Below are 20,326 nucleotides of genomic sequence, written 5' to 3'. Positions count from 1 at the left end.
CACATTTACCATAAATTTTCTGAGCAAACCACACCTATGAATTACGAACTGAGACATATGTCTGCTGAAGACGGAACACGCGTTCTGGACATTTACCGGCAGGGAATAGAAGGCGGAAACGCTACTTTTGAAACCAACGTTCCCACCTGGGAGAGCTGGGACATGACCTATCACCATTTTTGCCGCTGGGTTCTGGAAGATGAGCACGAAAATGTGCTGGGTTGGGCAGCGCTGATGCCGGTAAGCAAAAGAGCATGCTTAAGCGGTGTGGCCGAAATCAGCATTTATGTAGCAAATGAAGTTCAGCGGAAGGGAACAGGCACCATCTTATTGAAAAAACTTATTCTGGATAGCGAAGACCACGGAATCTGGACTTTGCAGTCCGGTATTTTCCCGGAGAACACAGCATCCCTCAGCATGCACCATAAATTAGGTTTTCGTACTGTAGGTACACGGCAGCGTCTGGCAGAACATCAGGGCGTATGGCGGGATGTCATCATCCTGGAGAGGAGAAGTCAACTGTTCTGAATACCATGCTTCTGACTAGCAGGAAGGAAAGTTGCACCTTATGGAAAAGCCTCATTACAGCATATTTTAGCAGTTTGGCATATTCATTGAATCAGATTTGCAACTAAAATCCTTTACAATGAAAAATATTCTGAAAATATTTCTGACCGCCGGGCTTGCTTTTACTATGGCATCCTGTACATCAACCGGCGGCACGTATGGCAATAACTACCCCGGAACCGTATACAGAAGTCCGGACGGTAAAATTTACAGACACGGCGAAGTGTACCGCGACCGCTACGGAAACGTGTATCAGAACGGACGATTAATTAAAAGAGCACCGGTTTACAGCAAAAATTATAAGAAGATGCCACCGGGACAGGCCAAGAAGGTTTACGGCGGAAGTGCCAGAGACTACGCACCGGGGCAGAATAAAAAAGTGCGGGTAGGCAATACCACTTTTTATGGAAAGAATCAAAAGAAAAGCAACCATCAGAAGTACAACAAATGGGAGCACGACAAGAAAAAAGGGCACCAGCACAGCAAACACAAGAACCACAAGAAAAAATAACCTGATCACATAATAAATGCGGGAAATGTCCCGCATTTTTCGTTATCATCAATCTCAGAAGCGCGACGAATAGGGATTCAGGAATGTTTTAAAAATCATGATTTCATCTCCGAATTTCTGCTCAATCCGCTCAGCAATATTGGCCAGTTCATTTTCAAGAAAGGTATCCCGCATTTCGTCATTTTCAAAAACCAGTAAGAGGTTAGAATTTTTGCCTTCTTCAATCATCTCAGTCTGCACATCAGACAGGATAAATTTCTCCACGTCCATCAGGTTTTGTACCATTTGCAACAGTTCGTTTTTAGAATAAACCTCCCATGCGTTCAGGGTGGCGGCAGGACAGTGGAAAGTCAGGCTTACAATGCTCATTTTTTTAACTCTTTTTATGATGTTTGTGGATAAATTCAGACACAAAAATCGGTATATTTTCCGTAAATTAGCACGTTATTACAAACAGAAATACAATAAAAATTTACAGGCAGCTTTAACTGCTTGAAAATCATTTTAATAAAGCTATTTATGAATACAGAAGGAGAAAGAGTCTTACCGATTAACATCGTGGATGAAATGAAATCTTCATACATTGATTATTCCATGTCGGTAATTGTTTCCAGAGCACTTCCGGACGTGAGAGACGGTTTAAAACCGGTTCACAGAAGAGTACTCTACGGAATGTACGGATTAAACGTATTTTCAAACAGAAAACATTTGAAATCTGCCAGAATTGTAGGGGACGTTCTGGGTAAATACCACCCACACGGTGACAGCTCCGTGTATGATGCGATGGTGAGAATGGCCCAGCCCTGGAGTTTGCGCTACCCGCAGGTAGACGGACAGGGTAACTTTGGTTCTATGGACGGGGATCCGCCGGCAGCTATGCGTTATACCGAAGCACGACTTAAAAAAATCTCTGATGAAATCCTGGCTGATCTGGACAAGGACACCGTAGATTTTCAGAACAACTTTGACGACAGCCTCACGGAGCCTTCTGTGCTCCCTACCAGAATCCCCAACCTGCTGGTAAACGGTGCCTCCGGTATTGCCGTAGGTATGGCTACGAACATGGCACCGCACAACCTCTCGGAGGTGGTAGACGGCATCTGTGCGTACATTGATAACCGTGAGATCACCATAGATGAACTCATGAAGCACGTCATCGCTCCGGATTTTCCTACCGGTGGAATCATTTACGGATATGATGGCGTACGCGATGCATTCCATACCGGCCGCGGCAGAATAGTACTTCGTGCCAAAGTAAACTTCGAAGAGGTACATAACAGAAATGCAATCATCGTAACAGAGATTCCTTATCAGGTAAACAAAGCCGAGATGATTATCCGTACCTCTGAACTGGTGAAAGAAGAAAAAATACCAGGAATCTATGAAATTCGTGATGAGTCAGACAGACGCGGTATGCGCATTGTGTACGAACTGAAAAACGACGCCATCCCGAATGTAGTCCTGAACTTACTCTACAAATATACGGCTTTGCAAACCTCTTTCAGTGTCAATAATATTGCACTGGTACAGGGAAGACCTGAGCAGTTGAATTTAAAAGACATCATTCATCATTTTGTGGATCACCGTCATGAAGTCATTGTACGGAGAACACAGCATGAACTGAAAAAAGCCCAGGAAAGAGCCCATATTCTGGAAGGATTCATGAGGGTGATTGCAACCCAGGACTCTCTGGACAAAGCCATTGCCATCATCCGGAACAGTGCCAGTCCGGCAGACGCCAAGGAAGGTCTCATTCAGGAATTTGATTTATCAGACATACAGGCACAGGCCATTCTGGATCTCAGACTTGCCCGTCTTACCGGTATGGAACTGGACAAAATCCGTGCAGAGTATGACGAAATCATGAGCTTAATTAAGGATTTAGAGGATATTCTGGCTAATGAAAGCAGAAGATTTGAAATCATTAAACAGGAAATGCTGGAAGTAAAAGAAAAGTATGGTGATGAGCGCCGCACTGATATTGATTATGCCGGCGGAGATATGTCCATTGAAGATTTTATCCCTAATGAAACCGTAGTAGTGACCATTTCCCATGCCGGGTACATTAAGAGAACCTCTCTGTCCGAATACAGAATCCAGAGCCGCGGCGGAGTAGGCAACAAAGCTGCCACCACCCGTGACGAAGATTTCCTGGAATATATTGTTTCGGCCACCAATCACCAGTACATGCTGTTCTTTACAGAAAAAGGCAAGTGTTACTGGCTGCGGGTATTCGAGATTCCGGAGGGATCCAGAACTGCGAAGGGCAGAGCCATTCAGAACCTGATTAATATTGAGGCTGATGATAAAGTAAAAGCCTATATCCGGACCAACGACTTGAAGGATGAAGAATATGTGAACCAGATGAATGTGGTGATGATTACCAAGAACGGAACGGTAAAGAAAACCTCACTGGAGGCCTATTCCAGACCGAGAACCAACGGAATCAATGCCATTGAAATACGCGATAATGACCAGTTGCTGGGTGCCAGACTAACCGATGGCAGTTCTGAAATTATGATTGCTACCCGCAATGGTAAGTGTATCCGGTTCCCGGAAGAAAAAGCCAGAGCCGTAGGCAGAGGCTCTATTGGAGTACGGGGAATCTCTTTAGAAGACAATGATGAGGTTATTGGTATGATCATTGTAAATGATGTGGCCAGTGAAAGCGTACTCGTGGTCTCTGAAAAAGGATATGGCAAACGATCTGCCGTAGAAGATTACAGAATTACAAACCGGGGCGGAAAAGGCGTCATTACCCTGAACATTACAGAAAAAACCGGAAATCTGATTGCCATTCAGAACGTACAGGACGGTGACGGATTAATGATCATCAACAAATCCGGTGTAGCCATCAGAATGGGTGTGGATGAATTACGGGTGATGGGCAGAAATACCCAGGGAGTTAAACTCATTAACCTGAAAGGTAATGATGAAATTGCAGCCATTGCCAAGGTAGAGATGGACAAAGAAGTTGAAGATGAAGATGAGCATACTGATGAAGAACTACCCGGAGCAGTGCTCAGTGATCAGGTAGAATTCAGCAATGCCCCGCAGACCGGCGATAATGCCATCAGCAATATGGGTGATGAAAAATACCTGAAAAAAATTGAAGAAGATGAGCAGAAGGAGCAAAAAGCCATAGAAGACGCTCAGGATGAAGAAGAAACAGACGAATAACAGATAAAAACGATTTCAAATATTATCAGCAATGAAAAGAATATTTTTAAGCTTAGCGCTTGTACCTGCATTTTTGCTGGCTCAGAAAAAAGAAGTGAGTGCCGCTTTTAAAGCAGCAGAATCCGGAGATATTGCTACTGCCAATACCCAGTTGTCAGCTGCCGAAAATGCAATCGGTGGAAAAACCTATCTTCTGGAACCCTCCGTTCTGGAGCAGTATTATTTTGCCAAAGGTGTTTCCCTGCTGAAATCAGGAAAAACGATTGAGGGAGCCACTTATCTGGCCAAAATAGGCGACCTGGGCAAATCTGCCATCTATACCGGGAAAAACGGAAAAGAAAAAGTTTATTACGTAGGGAAAGCGGCTGCAGATGCATCCGGCATTTCCGGACTGAAGGAAGAAAGATTTAACCCTACAACCGGTGATAAGCTTGCGGCTGTGGTAAATCCTTTATTACAGTCAGCCAATAATGCTGCCATAGACGCGTACAATGCCAAAAATTACAGCGTGGCCGGAGATAAATTCAGAGAAGCTTATAATCTGCTGAAAGCCGGCGGACAGAATAATATGCAAATTCTTTATAATGCAGGTTTAAGCTACACCTACGCTAAGAATAATGCAAAAGCAATAGAAACCTATGGCGAGTTAATAGACATGGGATACACCGGTGTGGAAACCACCTATACCGCCAGAGAAAAAGCCACGGGCAATGAAGTAACACTGGATAAAGCAACATGGGATGCTCTGAAGAAAAGTGCAGACTACAGTGATTTTAAAACAGAGACCTCTAAAAACATCGAGCAGGATTTATATGATATGTATGCGGCACTGCTTATTGAAGATGAAAAATATGACCAGGCCATCACGTTTATTGCAGACAAAGGTCTCAAGAAATTCCCAAACAGTCTGAGACTGGCAGAACTACAGAGTCATGCGTACTACAAAGCCGGCAGAACTTCTGAGTTTGTGGAATCACTGAGGGATTATGTGAAGAAAAATCCAAATGATGCACTCAGTTGGTATAATCTGGGCGTACTGCAAAGCAAAGACCCGGCGCTAAAATCTGAAGCTGAAAATGCGTTCAGAAAAGCTCTGGAACTGGATCCGAAGATGGACAATGCCTACCAGAATTTGTCTTATTTACTGATGGGAGATGATGAAGCTACTATGGCCGAATACCAAACCCTGAGAAAAGCAGGCAAAATGGATCAGGCCAATAAATTACTGGAAGGCAGAAGAGAACGTTTCAAAACTGCAATTCCGGTATTGGAAAAATGGCATGCTGCAAATCCGGCTAACCTTGATGCAGTTACCCTGCTGAAAGGCATGTACCAATCCCTTCAGAACGATGTAAAAGCAAAAGAAATGAAGGCCAAGGAAGATGCGCTGAAGGCAAAAGCCAATTAATCAATAATTTTTTGTAAAGTTCTGAAAATGACCAAGGATTAAACAGAACAATTCTTTATAAAACAGTGCGGAAATCCCGCACTGTTTTTATTTCACCAGTATTTTATCTGCCGCACTGGGACTCAGCATCACAGATCCTGAACCTGTCCTGACATGGAGCGTCTGATCAAAATCTTCTATTTTCAGGATTTCCATTTCGGTTTCCAGGGTAATATTTCGGTCGTTCAGATAATTCAGAAATTCATGATTGGAGTAAGTCACTGCTTTGAAAATCACACGGTCGCCCACCCGGCAACTGCTCAGCTTTTTCAGATCCTGCGCAATAATATTGCCGTCCTTGTCCGGAATCGGCTCACCATGCGGATCAAACTTCGGGAAATTCAGAATCTCATCCATTTTATCAAAAAAGAGGGTAGAGTGCACATGTTCCAGCTGCTCGGCAATCTCGTGTACATCTTCCCACCCAAAATTCATGCGTTCTACCAGAAACATCTCTGTAAGTCTGTGTTTACGGACCACCAACGAGGCTTCTTTCATTCCTTTGTCTGTAATAATCAGCGGCTGATAGGTTTCATACATCACCCACTTCTTATCGGCAAACTTCTTCATCATGTTATTCACAGAGGGCATTTTCACATTCAGAAACTTGCTCAGTTCGCTCACAGTGACGGTGTGATCTTCATTTTTCAGGTGAAAAATGGCCTTCAGGTAATTTTCTTCGGTGAGGGTATTTCTCAAAATGTTAGATTAAATTAAATACAAAACTAACATTTTTTTATGGAACGTCACCATGCTTTTGATACGGATTAATAGTTAAATTTAAGCCATGAAATATTCCTTTAAAAACGATTACTCAGAAGGAGCGCATCCGAAGATTCTGGAAGCGTTGCTGCGGACCAATGCCAGCTGCCAGGCCGGATACGGAGCCGATGATTTTTCACAGGAAGCCATCGCTTTACTTACCGAAAAAATAAATCATCCCAAAGCCAGAATCTACCTGATTGCCGGCGGAACACTGGCCAATCTCACCATCATCTCTGCCATGCTGCGTCCGCATGAAAGCGTGATAGCTGCAGAGACCGGGCACATCTGTCATCACGAAACCGGCGCCATAGAAGCTACCGGTCATAAAGTGCATGCCGTGCCGGTTACAGACGGCAAACTCCGCGTTTCAGACATCAGCAGCATTCTGGCTGCTCACCAAAATTTTCCGCATCAGGTGAAACCCAGAATGGTCTATATCTCTAATGCTACCGAGACCGGCACCCATTACAACCGTAAAGAACTGAACGCTTTATTCCGGTACTGCAAAAAAAATCAATTGCTGCTTTTCATGGATGGTGCCCGACTGGCCAATGCACTGACCGCCGAAACCAGTGACCTCACCCTGGCAGATATCAGTCGCCTTACGGATATTTTCTACCTGGGCGGCACCAAAAACGGTGCGCTGATAGGGGAGGCTGTGGTCATCTGTAATCCCCGGCTTCAGAATGATTTTCAGTTTCACATGAAGCAAAAGGGTGGTTTGCTGGCCAAGGGCCGGGTACTTGGTGTGCAGTTTACGGAGCTTTTGCGGGACGACCTATATCTGGATCTTGCGCGGTACGCCAATGCACAGGCCATGCGGTTGAAAAAAGCGTTTCAGGATAAGGGAATAAAATTTCTGGCAGACACCTTTACCAATCAGATTTTTCCGGTACTCACGCATCAGCAGATTCAAAAATTGCAGTCCGGCTACGATTTTTATATCTGGAAAGAAATGGAAGGAAACCGGGCCGCCGTGCGGATCGTAACGTCGTGGGCTACCGATGCGGAAGCGGTATCGGCCATGATACGCGAAATAGAAAACCTGTAAATCCCGGCTGCTCAGGGCATTACTTTTCTAAAAACCGGTATAAGTAAGGGGCTTTATTGGCAGATCCGTCGTAATATTTTTCAAGTCTCTGGAGCATATTCAAACTCAGGATTTTACGCTGAAAATTATTGCGGAGAAACTTTTCATTTAAAATGGCTTCGTACAGGGTTTGCAATTCCTTCATGGTAAATTTTTCCGGCAGAAGGTTGCTGCCTACAATTTTGTAATCCAAATTTTTGCGAAGATAGGAGAGTGCACTTTCCACGATTTCTGCATGGTCAAAAGCCATATCGGGGAGGGCATCCACGTCGAACCATTCGCAGGATTCATTGAGGGAATCCGGAAAGGTGTGTGCCAGGGAGTAATCAATGAGCGCATAATATCCCACGGTAATGAAGCGCTGATGAATCCAGTGGTCTTCATCCACTGAAATATTGCGGTTTTGAAGCAAAATGCGGTGCGGATTATTGAGATCCGTGCGGTTAATGCGCCCGAAAGTGTGAAACTGCTCCAGGAACAGATCTACCAGCGCGGTACGTTCATAAAGCGTTCTGTGTGCGGCATCATCCAGATTTTCATCCTCGAAAACAAATCCGCCCGGCACCGACCAAAGTTTCAGTTCCGGATATTTCACCAGCAGCACTTTCAGTTTATGATTATGAAAACCAAAAATCAGACAGTCTACCGAAATATGCGGCACAAAATGTCTGGTTTGCAGCAGTTCTTCAAAGCTCTGGTGATTTTTAATATCATTGTATTTCATAGTAACATCAAAAATCCGCTTTACACCCGCAAAGCGGGAGTTGACGGATATAGATTATGTTAAATTACTTCAGATGCTTGCCAAACGTTTTGCAGTCTGCCGTTTGCAGTTTCTGACCCTCAAACTTCACGGGGGCACCGTCTTTGTAGGTTTCTCCGGATTCATCATACTCGCCAATACCTTCAATCAGCTGGTCATCTTTTTTCAGGAACCATATTTCTCTGGTACTCTGCGTACCTTCTGCCTGAAACGTATAATCCACTTTAAGGGTATCACCGTCAAACATGCCGACAATATCGCCGGATGAACTGTCTTTTTCAAAATTTTTATAATGCATTTTCCCGGTGATGGTCCCCAGGTTGTCACTATACTTCACAAACAGGGAATCTTTCCCGGACGCTGCCATATAGCAACTTTCCGGAATGGCTTCTATGTCAAATTCACTGGTATTCACCGCCATGGAATCTGCAGCATGATCATTTTTCAATTTTTCTTTTTTCTCTTTACACTGAACCACCAGGATGGCTATAAGCGCAACAAAAACAGATTTCTTCATAGGATTTAATTATCCGTCTAAATTAATAAAATTTGCAGATATGGACCGAACTTCACCTCAGATTCCCATGTTGATATGGAAATATCTCCCGCTTTATAAATGTCCTATAATTTATATTATGTTAAATTGGGTAATAATTGCAATAATACGATTATTACCTATATCCACCTTATCCCTCAAAATCACCAATCGCATATTCCATCAATAAAAAAACCACATCTCCAGATGTGGCTGTTTATAATTTGTTCAGGATTTATTTGAACTTAAATTCCAGTTTGGCGTTGAAGAAACGGCCGGTAAGATTTACCGGAACGGGATAAATGTAATTATTGCTCACATCCGTAACCCATTGGTTGGCCACCGTATTGTAAATATTGAACGCATTAAACACCTGTAGTCCCAGTGTAAGCTCACTGAACTGTCCCCAGAAGCCCCAGTTTTTGTTTTTTTCCTTCGGATCTATAAAAACATAGGATAAACCAATGTCTACCCGCTTATAAGATGGCAATGTTTTCTGATATTCGTACCGGGTTTCCAGACTTGGCTGTCCGGCGGCATCAAACATAACTGGCGCACCGGTAGGCAGTCCCATGGCGAAAACTCCGGTGAGATTCACCCGCATTTTCGGGAATTTGGGCATATAATCCTGATAGAACACCGCAAACCGGAACCGCTGATCTGTCGCTCTCGGGATGTAGCCTTTTTCGTTAATGTTCTCATAGGTTCTGGCATAACTGGCCGATAACCAGGAATCGATACCGGGCACGAATTCACCGAACAACCTGGCGTCTATACCATACGCATAGCCTTTTGCATCATTGTTTCCGGCATAGCGCACCCGCACATTGTCCATAAAATACGGAATCAGATGATCCATTTTCTTATAATACAACTCGGTGGTGAGTTTAAACGGCCGGTCATACATGAAAAATTCGTAATCATTGGCTAGAATCAGCTGCATGGAGCGCTGAGACTGAATATCGGGGTTAAAACTGCCGTCCAGGTCTTTGATTTCTTTGTAAAAAGGCTGCTGATAATAGATGCCGGCAGCAAGTCTGAAAAGCATATCTGCATTCCAGTCCGGCTTGATGGCAAATTGTGCCCTCGGCGAAAAGATGGTTTCCTTATTGAAACTCCAGTGCGCTACCCTTACTCCCGCATTGACAAACGCCCGGCTGCGGCCCCAGTAAAATTTATTGGAATACTGTGCATAGGCAGAGCTTCTTACCGGTTCTATATCGTTGTTGCCGGCCATGTGGTAATAGAGTTCCATGGAACTCGGATCCAGTACACCGGGCAAGGTTTCATCCCGGGGAACACTATACCCCAGGGAATCTACCAGTCGCCATTCATTGGTCAGATCCCGAAGTTTTTCTTTTTCCAGTTTCAGTCCCAGTTCGATATTGGAATTGACATTGGGCATAAATTTGGTGCGCAGCTGTGCACCATAGGTTTTTACCGAAAGGTCATTCCGGGCATGGTCTATCTGTCCGCCCACATCATAGGACGTCACGGGATCTCCGGTAACGGGGTCAAAAGCCTCCAGCACATACGCCGAAGCAATGGTATAATACTCTCTTTCGCGGTTCTGGTATCCGAATGCATCTAGCGTGACCTGCCATTTTTCTGCCGGTTTATAATTCACAGAAAAGGTTCCCATCATATTTTTATAGCGGTCATCTTCCCGGCCGCCATAAAACACATTGACCTTAATGGGCTGATTCACCGTTCCGAACTCCACCTGCTTGGCTTTGGGAATCATTTCATAGTCGTTTTTGGAGTAATATCCCAGGAAAGACAAGGACCATTTATCATTCACATGATAGTTCAGATAGGATTGCAGATCCATGTAAACGGGGTTAAAATCCGTATCTTCATTCAGAGTGTTCAGAATGAGATTGGTATTCCGGTAGCGGCCGGATACCAGTGCCGTCAGTTTTTGATTTTTGGTGGCAAATCCGGTAGAAAGCCTCCCTCCTATCAGACTGGCCTCGCCCCCGAGCTCAAATTTCTTCGGCTCGCGGTAGTAAATATTGAGTGCAGACGACATTTTATCGCCGTATTTCGCTTCAAAACCCCCTGCCGAAAAGTTAACCGCAGAAACCATATCCGGATTAATGATGCTCATGCCCTCCTGCATGGAATTGCGGATGAGGAAAGGCCGGTATATTTCTATGTCATTAATGTATATAAGGTTTTCATCATAATTCCCACCCCGCACCATGTACTGAGAACTGAGCTCGGTATTGGAATTGACGGAGGGCAGCGTTTTAATGAGTCCTTCTATCCCACCCGCCATAGACGGAATCTGGGACGCCTCCCGGGCATTGATGGTGACTGCCGTAAGGTCCTGTGGGGTTCCTCTTTTCTGAAAAACAACCTCCTGTATGGACTGCGTTTTCAGCGTGTCTTTTTGCTGAGACAAAAATAAGGTAGGCAGGATGCCTGCGGCGAGAAATATCGTTCTTTTCAAATCAGAAAATTTTTAGGAAATAAAAATATAAAAAATTAACCGGATTACAGAATGGCTTCGCGCACCCGGGTCAGTTTTTTCAGTAAATCCTCCAGATGGGCCAGGTTCAGCATATTGGCACCGTCTGAAAGTGCAGATGCCGGATCCGGATGGGTTTCTATAAAAAGACCGTCTGCTCCTACCGCAATTCCGGCTTTGGCTATGGTTTCTATCAGTTCCGGCCGTCCTCCTGTAACGCCGGTGCTCTGATTGGGCTGTTGCAGCGAGTGGGTTACATCCAGAATGACGGGCGCATAGTTTTGCATCTCGGGGATTCCCCGGAAATCCACCACCAGATCAGTATATCCAAAGGTTGTTCCCCGTTCGATGATGGCTGTTTTGGCATTTCCGGAATCTGTAATTTTTTCCACCGCAAATTTCATGGCTTCCGGCGAGAGAAACTGGCCTTTTTTCAGGGATACACATTTATTGGTTTTGGCAGCAGCCACCAGCAGATCGGTTTGGCGCACCAGGAATGCAGGGATTTGGAGCACATCCACATACTGGGCAGCCAATGCGGCATGTTCATTTTCGTGGATGTCTGTGGTGGTAGGAATATTGAAAGTCTCCCCTACTTTTTTCAGAATTTCCAGTGATTTTTCCTCGCCAATGGTGGTAAAGGAATCTACCCGGCTGCGATTGGCCTTTTTGAAACTACCTTTAAAGATGTACGGAATGCCAAGTTGATCTGTAATCTTTAATACTTTCTCTGCGATCTTCAGTGCCATATCCTCTCCTTCTATGATGCACGGGCCGGCAATGAGGAAGAAATTGGATGAGTTTTTGTGTGAAATATTGTCTAAATATTGTATCATAATTCGTTTAAAGCTTTTTCTAATTGCGGAATATACTTGTTAAACTGCTCATTGTTGACGGATTTTTTATAAAAATCCAGCCATCTGGCAGCTGTGGATTTGTCTTTATGCTGTATGCTGAAGCGTATCATATTAAACACGGCCTCTGCCTTGCTCAACTGATTTTCAAACTGAGGAATATAGGTCTGCAACAAATCGTCTGCTTCTTTTATTCTGCCCTGATTCACCACAGCATAGATCAGTTCCTTTCTCAGAAAATCATTAATTTTTTTATCCTGTATCGCTGATTTTGCAACTGATTCAGCATTTTTAAAATCATTGACCGCATTGTGCGCAAATGTGAGTTCGTAGTACAGATGAGGAGTCCGGTACTGCTCATCATATAATCTTTTAAGAACCGGCAACGCCATTTTGTGATAGCCCACGGCATTCATCTGCGAGGCACGGGCCAGATACTGCTCCTGCATGGGCGCGTTGCTTTTGTACTGCGCCAGCCAGTCCGGGTTGCTGGTGATTCCGAAGGTTTTCAGGACTTCTACCGGTACTTTGGCAGATTTTAATCCCAGATTATCAATCAGCTGCACCTTTTCTTCTACTCTGGTCAGTTCCAGTTTACCGTTTACGGCTTTCAGGTTGCCCATTTTGCGGAAGGCAAAACCGTTTTTCTGGTCAAAGTAAATGAAACCGAAATGCATCAGCTCCTTTTTGTCATCTGCAGGTACCGCCACGTATTGATTTTCCTGAGTCGGCACTACGCGGTCAAAGGTAAGCTGATCCGGTTTTTGTGCGAACGCTAAATAACTGATCATCAGAACAGCAAGAGTTAGAAGAGTTTTCATGTCCGTAGCTTTTTAAACATTAAAATTACAAAAACTTCTTCATAATCTTTTCGAAAGTATTGATGTTTCTGCTGGTCAGCTGAGACTTCAGTGCTTGCCGGCCTAAAATCTTACCGAACTCCGATCCCAGTGTATTGCCCTTGGGAATCTTCCAGTAGAAGGTAGTTCCTGCTACAGCGCCCTGTTCTCCTGCCATGGTGGCCGATTGTTCAAATTCCGCTGCGAGCAGCCGGTGCAAACCTTCGTTTCCGATAAATGCGTAAATATGACTGCTCTCACTGGCGGTAAAAGGATTTGCATTCCCTATTTCTGCTACCTCTTCCTCTGTTTTTAAAAATAAAAAAGCATCGTAACTGAACCGTTCAGACATGGCTTTCTCTAAAATGATTTTTAAATCACAAGGTGCTTTTTCTGAACTGAAAATAATATTGCCGCTGGCCAGCACCGACGAAACATCTTTCATTCCGGCCTTTTCAAAAACACGGCAAACGTCTGCCATTTTCATGGAAGTTCCGTTCACATTAACCCCACGCAGGAAAGCACAATATCTCATCAGTCAAAGAATTTATTCCGTTCAAAAACCAATGGTAAGTCCGGAGAACTTACCACTGTAGTATTTTTTATTGCGTCACATTCATAATCGCTCTGGTAATCTGTTCCTCTTTTTCTGTAGCATAAGTCGTGTCATACGGCTGCATCACATCAAACAGGAAACTGTAGAAAGGCGTAATCTGCTGCACTTTCTGCGACTCCCGGAAGGCTTTTTCTTTGCCCATCTGCTCCAGATCCTTAATGAAGGTATTGAAGCGCTGATCTACCGGTTCCAGCGATTTCAGAAGATACTGATAGCCTTTTTCCGGCTTGCCGGTGCGGTTATACGCATCACTTACGGCAGCCACCACCATAGAATATTCCATGGTTTTGGTCCGCATTTGCCTGTTCACAAACCTCTGTTTATCTGCCGGCAGATTCCGGTAATAATCATATTCTTCAAAAACTCCTTTTTTAAGTTGCTCTGCCAGCTCCAGACCTTTTTTCTCTTCGCCGGCTATGATGTAGGCATAGGCAATGGAACTGAGGGAGCGGGCCTCATTATATTTGGAAACCGGAATTTCACGCGAGGCTATGTCCAGAATCTCCAGCGCTTTCTGCTTTTGTCCTGCCAGTGCCAGGGCTTCTGCGGCTCTGCTGGCCGAGTTTCTGTAACCCATGATATTGGAAGTGGCTGTGGGATCAAAATGGACACTGGTATCTTTAAAATTGCCCCATCTGAAGTTTTTTAGCACATTATAGAGCGATTGCGGATCTACCCTGCCTATTTCACCATCTTCTCTGACCGGTGTTTTGATGGGCACCAGGCGGTAGCTGAAGCCGTCATACTGCAGATAATCATCCAGATAGAAAATATTTTCACTGTCATAAACCCCGCCGTTAGAGAAGTTAATGGCTCTTTTCCAGTCAAAATTAGCCAGAATATCCAGTAACATCAGGTTATTTTTAAACATCGTTCCGCGGGTGTAATTCACCGTAATCTGATCTACCGTCTCAGGCAGGTCAGATGCTTTGATGATTCCTGCTTTCACCGCATTTTGCTTATTCACCGGAATCACAAAATTGGAAACCGGCAGGAAATTAAAGCGTTCATATTTACTTTCGCCAAAGAGCATTTTCAGTACGGCATCTTTCTCCGGGCTTTTCACTTTAATGAAATCCATGGCTTCCTTCACCGTCATTGAATCCTGTGCCACATATTTCATAAAGGGTTCAAAAATGGCTGCCGGCGCACCCTGCTGTACCTGACTTTTGATGAATCCGTCCAGACTTTCAGCATCAAAAATAACAATCTGGTCATTGGTTCCGTCCCGGTAATCTTCGTGGGTCATAGAATGCGGCACCGCATCGGCATTGTAGGTTTTTCTCCTCACCTGGTCTATATTCCATGGGGTGGAAAGTAGTGTGAAATTCACCACTTTCACATCATCCCGGAAACGTTCGGTTTCCTGCATTCCCCATACGGGATAGGTATCATTGTCCCCATACACAAAAAGTATATTGTTTTTCTGCAATGATTTTAAAACGGAATAGGCATAATCATAAGCGGTATAGCGGTCACTGCGGTCATGAGGGGCGTAATTTTTGAAACCCATCATCAGCGGAATGCCCATGAGTACCACTCCGGCCACAATATTGACCGCATTGGACTTTATTCTGGATTGTAAAAACCACAGAATGGCAGCGGCTCCCATTCCGATCCAGATGGCAACAGCATAGAAGGATCCTACCATGGCATAATCCCGTTCCCGCGGTTCAAAAGGTTTCACACCGGTATAGAAGATAATGCCCACACTGGTCAGGATAAACAGGGAAAGAATGGCATAAAATCTTCCGAAATCACGGTTGAGCTGGAAGAAGAATCCGATAATGGCGAGGATTAATGGCAGGAAATAAAAGGCTACAGTGCTTTGATTTTTGAATTTCGCCGGCAATTCTGCCTGATCTCCCAGCCGTGCATTGTCTATGAATGAAATGCCGGAAATCCAGTTGCCGTGCGTGTTTTCCATGTTGCCTTCCAGATCATTCTGGCGGCCCACGAAATTCCACATGAGGTAGCGAATGAAGTAATAGTTATTCTGAAAGCTGAAGAAATAATCCATATTCTGGGCCAGCGAAGGCCGCTGCACATTGATGAGATTATAAGGTCTCACCTCCAGATAATCTGCTGCCCGTATGGTCCCGTCCTCATATTTCGCCCTTAATTCATCAAAAATTCTTCTGGCTTCCGGGCTGTCTGCTATATCGGGATTATTATAATTAAAGGAAAAATCGGGTGCACCGTACATGGACACATAATTGGCCATTACGTTTTTGTCTTCGTTAAACATTCTGGGCATTAAACTGACATGCTCTTTTGCATAGACATAGTTGAACCGCTCTCCGGTTTTTCTGTAGGTTCCGGTGGTTTCATCCTTTTCATAGATGTCACCGGTTTTTTTGCTTTTGAAGCTTCCGTCGTCATTTTTTTCTATACCGTTGGCATCCAGATAAGCCGTGTAGTTCTGACCATAGAATGTAGGCCAGTCACCATACTGCTCCCGGTTGTAGTAATCCAGCATACCAATGGCGGTATCCGGATTGTTCAGGTTCATAGGCGGGTTGGCATTTGCCCGCACGGGAATCACCATCCAGCAGGAAAAACCTATAATCATATATACTACAGAGAGGGCTGCTGTTCTGAAGATTCTGTTTCCGGACTTCCGGGAATATTTCAGCAGGAAATAACAAGCGGCTACCATTAAAATAAATGCCGCAATGGTTCCCGAGTGGAACGGCAGTCCGATGCCATTGACAAAGAAAATTTCCAGACGGCCGAACAAAGTCATGATGACCGGGAAAATAATCTTGAACACAAATGCAAGAATTCCCAGGGTAATCACATTGGCCCAGATAAAACTCTTCCAGCTGAAGTCATAATTTCTGGCATAATAGATTAGACAAACCGCAGGCAAAGCCAGCATGGCCATCATGTGAACCCCTACTGAGAGCCCTACTATAAAGAATATGAGGATGATCCAGCGTTCATTATCCGGTTCACTGTATTCATTTTCCCATTTGGTAATGAGCCATACAATGAGCGCAATAAACATAGAAGCCATAGAGTACACCTCTCCTTCTACCGCCGAAAACCAGAAGGTATCTGAAAAAGTAAAGCTGAGCGCACCAATGATTCCTGCAAAAAGTATAGAAATTTCCTGATGTCTGGTTATTTCTTCAAAATCTTTATTCAGCAATCTTCTCACCAGATGGGTGATGGTCCAGAAGAGGAATAATATGGTGAATGCGCTGAAGAGTGCCGACATGGAATTGATGACTACCGAATAGTTCTCCCCGTTGCCAAATGCGAACATGGCCGCCACGGCACCTACCAACTGAAAGAGAGCCGCACCCGGCGCATGGGTAACCTCCAGTTTTACTGCAGAGGCAATATACTCACCCGTGTCCCAGAAACTGAGATTGGGTTCTATGGTGGAAAGATAGGTAAAGAATGAAATGGCAAAGACCACCCAGCCCAGGACGGTGTTCCATCTTTTAAAAGTCCAGTTTTTCATAATAATCTACAATGTTGCGAAAATAAGATTTTTCCTTCATTTAAGACTTCTTTTGCAAAAAGAATCCATATATCTGCAGGTTTTCACCAGATGATCACGGGGGCTTCTGATGATTTCAATGCGCTGCAGCATAAAACAAATCCCTGAAATAAGCCTATAAAATAATTTTTTGTAATTTTGTCGTCGGTTTTTTTACAGAAAAAGAAATAAATGAACAACGTTTACAATGATATTCTGGGACTTATTGGGCACACCCCACTGGTGAAACTCAATACGGTAACCAAAGATATTCCGGCAACCATTTATGCCAAATTAGAATCCTTCAATCCCGGACATTCTACCAAAGACAGAATTGCGCTGCACATCATCAACCGTGCGGAAGAAAAGGGAATCCTGAAGTCTGATTCGGTTATTGTGGAAACCACCTCTGGCAACACAGGTTTTTCTGTTGCCATGGTTTCAATTGTAAAAGGTTATAAATGCATCCTTGCCGTCAGTGACAAGACTAAAGCAGAAAAAATAGCATACCTGAAGGCATTGGGAGCACAGGTATACGTGTGTCCGGCAAACGTTCCTGCAGATGATCCCCGTTCCTACTACGAGGTAGCGAAGAGAATTGCTTCAGAAACGCCGAATTCCGTGTACATTAATCAGTATTTTAACGAACTGAATATTGATGCGCACTACCAGACTACCGGTCCTGAAATCTGGGAACAGACTCATGGAAAGATTACGCATCTTTTTGCCTGTACAGGAACCGGCGGCACGCTCAGCGGATCTGCCAAATTTCTGAAAGAACAAAATCCGGACATCAAAATCATTGGTGTAGATGCAGATGGTTCCATTCTGAAAGGCTATCACGAAACCGGAAAAATAAACAAAGACGACATTAAACCGTACCAGATTGAAGGAATGGGTAAAAACCTGATTCCCACAGCTCTTCTTTTTGACAAAATAGATCAGTTTGTAAAGGTGAACGACGAAATGTCTGCGTACCGCACCCGCGAAATCGCACTGAAAGAGGCCATCATGGGCGGCTATACCTGTGGCGCTGTAACCCAGGGACTGATTCAATATGCACAGAGCAATCCTTTTAATCAACATGACCTGGTGGTACTCATTTATCCCGATCATGGCTCCAGATACCTGACCAAAGTGTACAGTGACGAGTGGATGCAACAGCAAGGCTTTGTGAACAACTGTGTACATAACTACGAAGAAGTTTTCAAAACAGAATACATCAAATAAGAAAAAACCGCTGCGGTAAGGCCTTTTGTTCAGTACAAAGGGCTTTTTTATCTGTACGATTTTCGTTACATTTGCAACAATAATTTTCACCTAAAAAATTCAACTATACATGGTAGATATTTTCGATAGATTGAGACAAAATCCTGGTCCGCTGGGACAATTTGCCGATTATGGCGAAGGGTATTTTGTATTCCCGAAACTGGACGGTCCTATTGGGCCTCGTATGATGTTTCAGGGAAAAGAAGTAATTTTCTGGAGCGCCAATGACTATCTGGGACTGTGTAACCACCCCGAAGTGCTGGAAGCAGATGCCAAAGCGGCTGCAGAGTTCGGCATGTTTTACCCCATGGGCGCACGTGCCATGTCCGGAGAAACCGCTCAGCACAACCAGCTGGAGCGTGAACTGGCAGAGTTTGTAGGCAAAGAATCTGCATACCTGCTGAACTTCGGATACCAGGGAATGGTTTCTACTATTGATGCACTTGTTTCCCGTCATGATGTCATTGTCTATGACGCAGATTCCCACGCTTGTATTGTAGATGGTGTACGCCTGCACATGGGCAAAAGTTTCACCTTCAAACACAACGATATGGTGAGCCTGGAGAAAAATCTGGCACGTGCAGAAAAAGTAGCCGAAGAAAACGGCGGCGGAATTCTGGTGATTACCGAAGGAGTATTCGGAATGCGCGGAATGCAGGGAAAACTGAAAGAAATCTGTGATCTGAAATCCAAATTTAACTTCAGACTTTTGGTAGATGACGCCCATGGTTTCGGAACCTTAGGAAAAACAGGAGCTGGGGCAGGCGAAGAACAAGGCTGCCAGGATCAAATCGATGTTTATTTTTCAACTTTTGCAAAGTCTATGGCCGGTTTCGGAGCATTCATTGCAGGAGATCATGACATCATCAGAATTTTAAAATATAACCTTCGTTCTCAGGTTTTCGCAAAATCTCTGACCATGCCGATGGTGATTGGCGGACTGAAGCGTCTGGAACTATTGCGCTCCAGACCGGAAATCAAAGCCAAGCTTTGGGAAAATGTAAACAAACTGCAAAACGGTCTGAAGGAAAGAGGATTCAACCTGGGGAATACCAATACCTGCGTAACGCCCGTTATGATGCAGGGTTCACCGGTAGAAGCTACCCTTCTGGTAAAAGATCTTCGCGAGAATTTCGGAATATTCACTTCTGTAGTGGTATACCCGGTAATCCCGAAAGGCATGATTCTGCTGAGACTGATTCCTACTGCCTCTCATACCGATGCGGAAATCAACGAAACACTGGATGCTTTTGATGCCATTCATGATAAACTGGTGAATGGATTCTACAGAGAGCAATCTGAGAAGCTACTGGAAGAACAAAACCTGAGTTTCAAACCGATTTAATATTGATTTTAAGCACATTACACTACTTTTGTGCATGCAATACTTTAAGGTAACCGTCTGAATATTCAGACGGTTTTTTCTTTTCACATTCAACTGCAGAAGCCACTGCATACCTATCTAGTTTCATTTTTCAAAAATTGTCGTAATTCTACTACTTTTTGTAAAAGAGATTTTGATTAGCTTTAATCTGTTATTTGTAGAACCCTGAAAATCTTTGGCTATGGCTTCACCTCATGACGGAAAACATTTTGTGGTACAGAAAGGAACCTGCCAGTGCAATCAGGGGTTTCAGTTTCCTGCTTTTAAGGTGACCAGCCATCAGAAGCATTACTGGAATGACGCCGATGGACAGGCAGATTTTCTGGCCGTGACTGAGGATGACCTGATGCTGGATCCGCCCGCTATGCCCTTTGGGAACTGCAAACTCAAGCCCACATCCGGCGGCTATCTGCCCTGCACCTACGCGCCGGCCGGCAAGTGGCAGAAAACTTATGACCAGGTAAAAGTCATGGGCAAAAGTTGCGTAACCGAAATCTCCGAACTGCAATGTACCGTGGGCGGCAAGATTACAATTCTAAAGCA

General features: G+C 44.3%; 17 protein-coding genes. 8 read left to right on the top strand and 9 right to left on the bottom strand.

Going from position 1 to position 20,326, the window contains the following annotated elements; translation table 11 throughout:
• The first annotated feature begins 36 nt into the window (after positions 1 to 36).
• Complete coding sequence (locus LKO26_RS02660) at positions 37 to 528, top strand: GNAT family N-acetyltransferase (RefSeq protein ID WP_227586290.1); 492 nt, start codon at positions 37 to 39, stop codon at positions 526 to 528.
• Positions 529 to 646: 118 nt separating this feature from the next.
• A complete protein-coding gene (locus tag LKO26_RS02655; protein WP_227586289.1) occupies positions 647 to 1,078 on the top strand; it encodes a hypothetical protein in 432 nt (143 codons plus the stop codon).
• A gap of 54 nt (positions 1,079 to 1,132) precedes the next feature.
• On the opposite strand, the gene LKO26_RS02650 is transcribed toward LKO26_RS02655, so the two are convergent.
• Positions 1,133 to 1,447, bottom strand: a complete 315-nt coding sequence (locus LKO26_RS02650) for a DUF4286 family protein (RefSeq protein WP_227586288.1) — start codon at positions 1,445 to 1,447, stop codon at positions 1,133 to 1,135.
• Between the two features lie 150 nt (positions 1,448 to 1,597).
• Here LKO26_RS02650 and gyrA point away from each other — a divergent pair, with 150 nt between their 5' ends.
• Both gyrA and LKO26_RS02640 read left to right on the top strand, forming a co-directional pair.
• Positions 1,598 to 4,258: a DNA gyrase subunit A gene (gene gyrA / locus LKO26_RS02645; RefSeq protein ID WP_227586287.1), complete on the top strand. Its 2,661-nt coding sequence runs from the start codon at positions 1,598 to 1,600 to the stop codon at positions 4,256 to 4,258.
• Positions 4,259 to 4,289: 31 nt separating this feature from the next.
• The gene (locus LKO26_RS02640) at positions 4,290 to 5,666 is read left to right on the top strand and encodes a hypothetical protein (protein WP_227586286.1); all 1,377 of its coding nucleotides are present in this window, start codon (positions 4,290 to 4,292) and stop codon (positions 5,664 to 5,666) included.
• Positions 5,667 to 5,753: 87 nt separating this feature from the next.
• On the opposite strand, the gene LKO26_RS02635 is transcribed toward LKO26_RS02640, so the two are convergent.
• A complete protein-coding gene (locus LKO26_RS02635; protein WP_227586285.1) occupies positions 5,754 to 6,404 on the bottom strand; it encodes a metal-dependent transcriptional regulator in 651 nt (216 codons plus the stop codon).
• An 88-nt stretch (positions 6,405 to 6,492) separates the two neighbouring features.
• On the opposite strand from LKO26_RS02635, the gene LKO26_RS02630 reads away from it, so the two are divergent.
• Positions 6,493 to 7,521, top strand: a complete 1,029-nt coding sequence (locus LKO26_RS02630) for a threonine aldolase family protein (RefSeq protein ID WP_227586284.1) — start codon at positions 6,493 to 6,495, stop codon at positions 7,519 to 7,521.
• Positions 7,522 to 7,540: 19 nt separating this feature from the next.
• Here LKO26_RS02630 and LKO26_RS02625 read toward each other — a convergent pair whose 3' ends face one another.
• From LKO26_RS02625 to LKO26_RS02595, 7 genes are all read right to left on the bottom strand, one after another.
• On the bottom strand, positions 7,541 to 8,284 hold the full coding sequence (locus LKO26_RS02625) for an NUDIX hydrolase (protein ID WP_227586283.1): 744 nt from the start codon (positions 8,282 to 8,284) through the stop codon (positions 7,541 to 7,543).
• A 64-nt stretch (positions 8,285 to 8,348) separates the two neighbouring features.
• Positions 8,349 to 8,840 carry a hypothetical protein gene (locus LKO26_RS02620; RefSeq protein WP_227586282.1) on the bottom strand — a complete coding sequence of 164 codons (492 nt, stop codon included), beginning with the start codon at positions 8,838 to 8,840 and terminating at the stop codon, positions 8,349 to 8,351.
• A gap of 253 nt (positions 8,841 to 9,093) precedes the next feature.
• Complete coding sequence (locus LKO26_RS02615) at positions 9,094 to 11,313, bottom strand: TonB-dependent receptor plug domain-containing protein (protein WP_227586281.1); 2,220 nt, start codon at positions 11,311 to 11,313, stop codon at positions 9,094 to 9,096.
• Between the two features lie 44 nt (positions 11,314 to 11,357).
• Positions 11,358 to 12,167 (bottom strand): 3-deoxy-8-phosphooctulonate synthase, encoded by an 810-nt coding sequence (gene kdsA, locus LKO26_RS02610; protein WP_227586280.1) that lies wholly within the window; start codon positions 12,165 to 12,167, stop codon positions 11,358 to 11,360.
• Positions 12,164 to 13,006 (bottom strand): hypothetical protein, encoded by an 843-nt coding sequence (locus LKO26_RS02605; protein ID WP_227586279.1) that lies wholly within the window; start codon positions 13,004 to 13,006, stop codon positions 12,164 to 12,166. Before LKO26_RS02605 ends, kdsA begins: the two co-directional genes overlap by 4 nt.
• 25 nt (positions 13,007 to 13,031) lie before the next feature.
• Entirely contained in the window at positions 13,032 to 13,559 is a 528-nt protein-coding gene (locus LKO26_RS02600; RefSeq protein ID WP_227586278.1) for a DUF1697 domain-containing protein, read from the bottom strand.
• A gap of 67 nt (positions 13,560 to 13,626) precedes the next feature.
• Positions 13,627 to 17,112: a DUF2723 domain-containing protein gene (locus LKO26_RS02595; protein WP_227586277.1), complete on the bottom strand. Its 3,486-nt coding sequence runs from the start codon at positions 17,110 to 17,112 to the stop codon at positions 13,627 to 13,629.
• 210 nt (positions 17,113 to 17,322) lie between these two features.
• On the opposite strand from LKO26_RS02595, the gene LKO26_RS02590 reads away from it, so the two are divergent.
• From LKO26_RS02590 to LKO26_RS02580, 3 genes are all read left to right on the top strand, one after another.
• On the top strand, positions 17,323 to 18,360 hold the full coding sequence (locus tag LKO26_RS02590; protein ID WP_227586276.1) for a PLP-dependent cysteine synthase family protein: 1,038 nt from the start codon (positions 17,323 to 17,325) through the stop codon (positions 18,358 to 18,360).
• A 109-nt stretch (positions 18,361 to 18,469) separates the two neighbouring features.
• Entirely contained in the window at positions 18,470 to 19,744 is a 1,275-nt protein-coding gene (locus LKO26_RS02585) for an aminotransferase class I/II-fold pyridoxal phosphate-dependent enzyme (protein WP_227586275.1), read from the top strand.
• A 220-nt stretch (positions 19,745 to 19,964) separates the two neighbouring features.
• A partial coding sequence (locus LKO26_RS02580; RefSeq protein WP_227586274.1) for a DUF4280 domain-containing protein occupies positions 19,965 to 20,326 on the top strand: 362 nt, incomplete at its 3' end.

Origin of the sequence: Chryseobacterium sp. MFBS3-17 (assembly GCF_020687745.1) — a bacterium.
In the GTDB taxonomy this organism is placed as follows: Bacteria; Bacteroidota; Bacteroidia; order Flavobacteriales; family Weeksellaceae; genus Marnyiella.
This window is presented reverse-complemented; position numbering and strand designations above follow the sequence as displayed.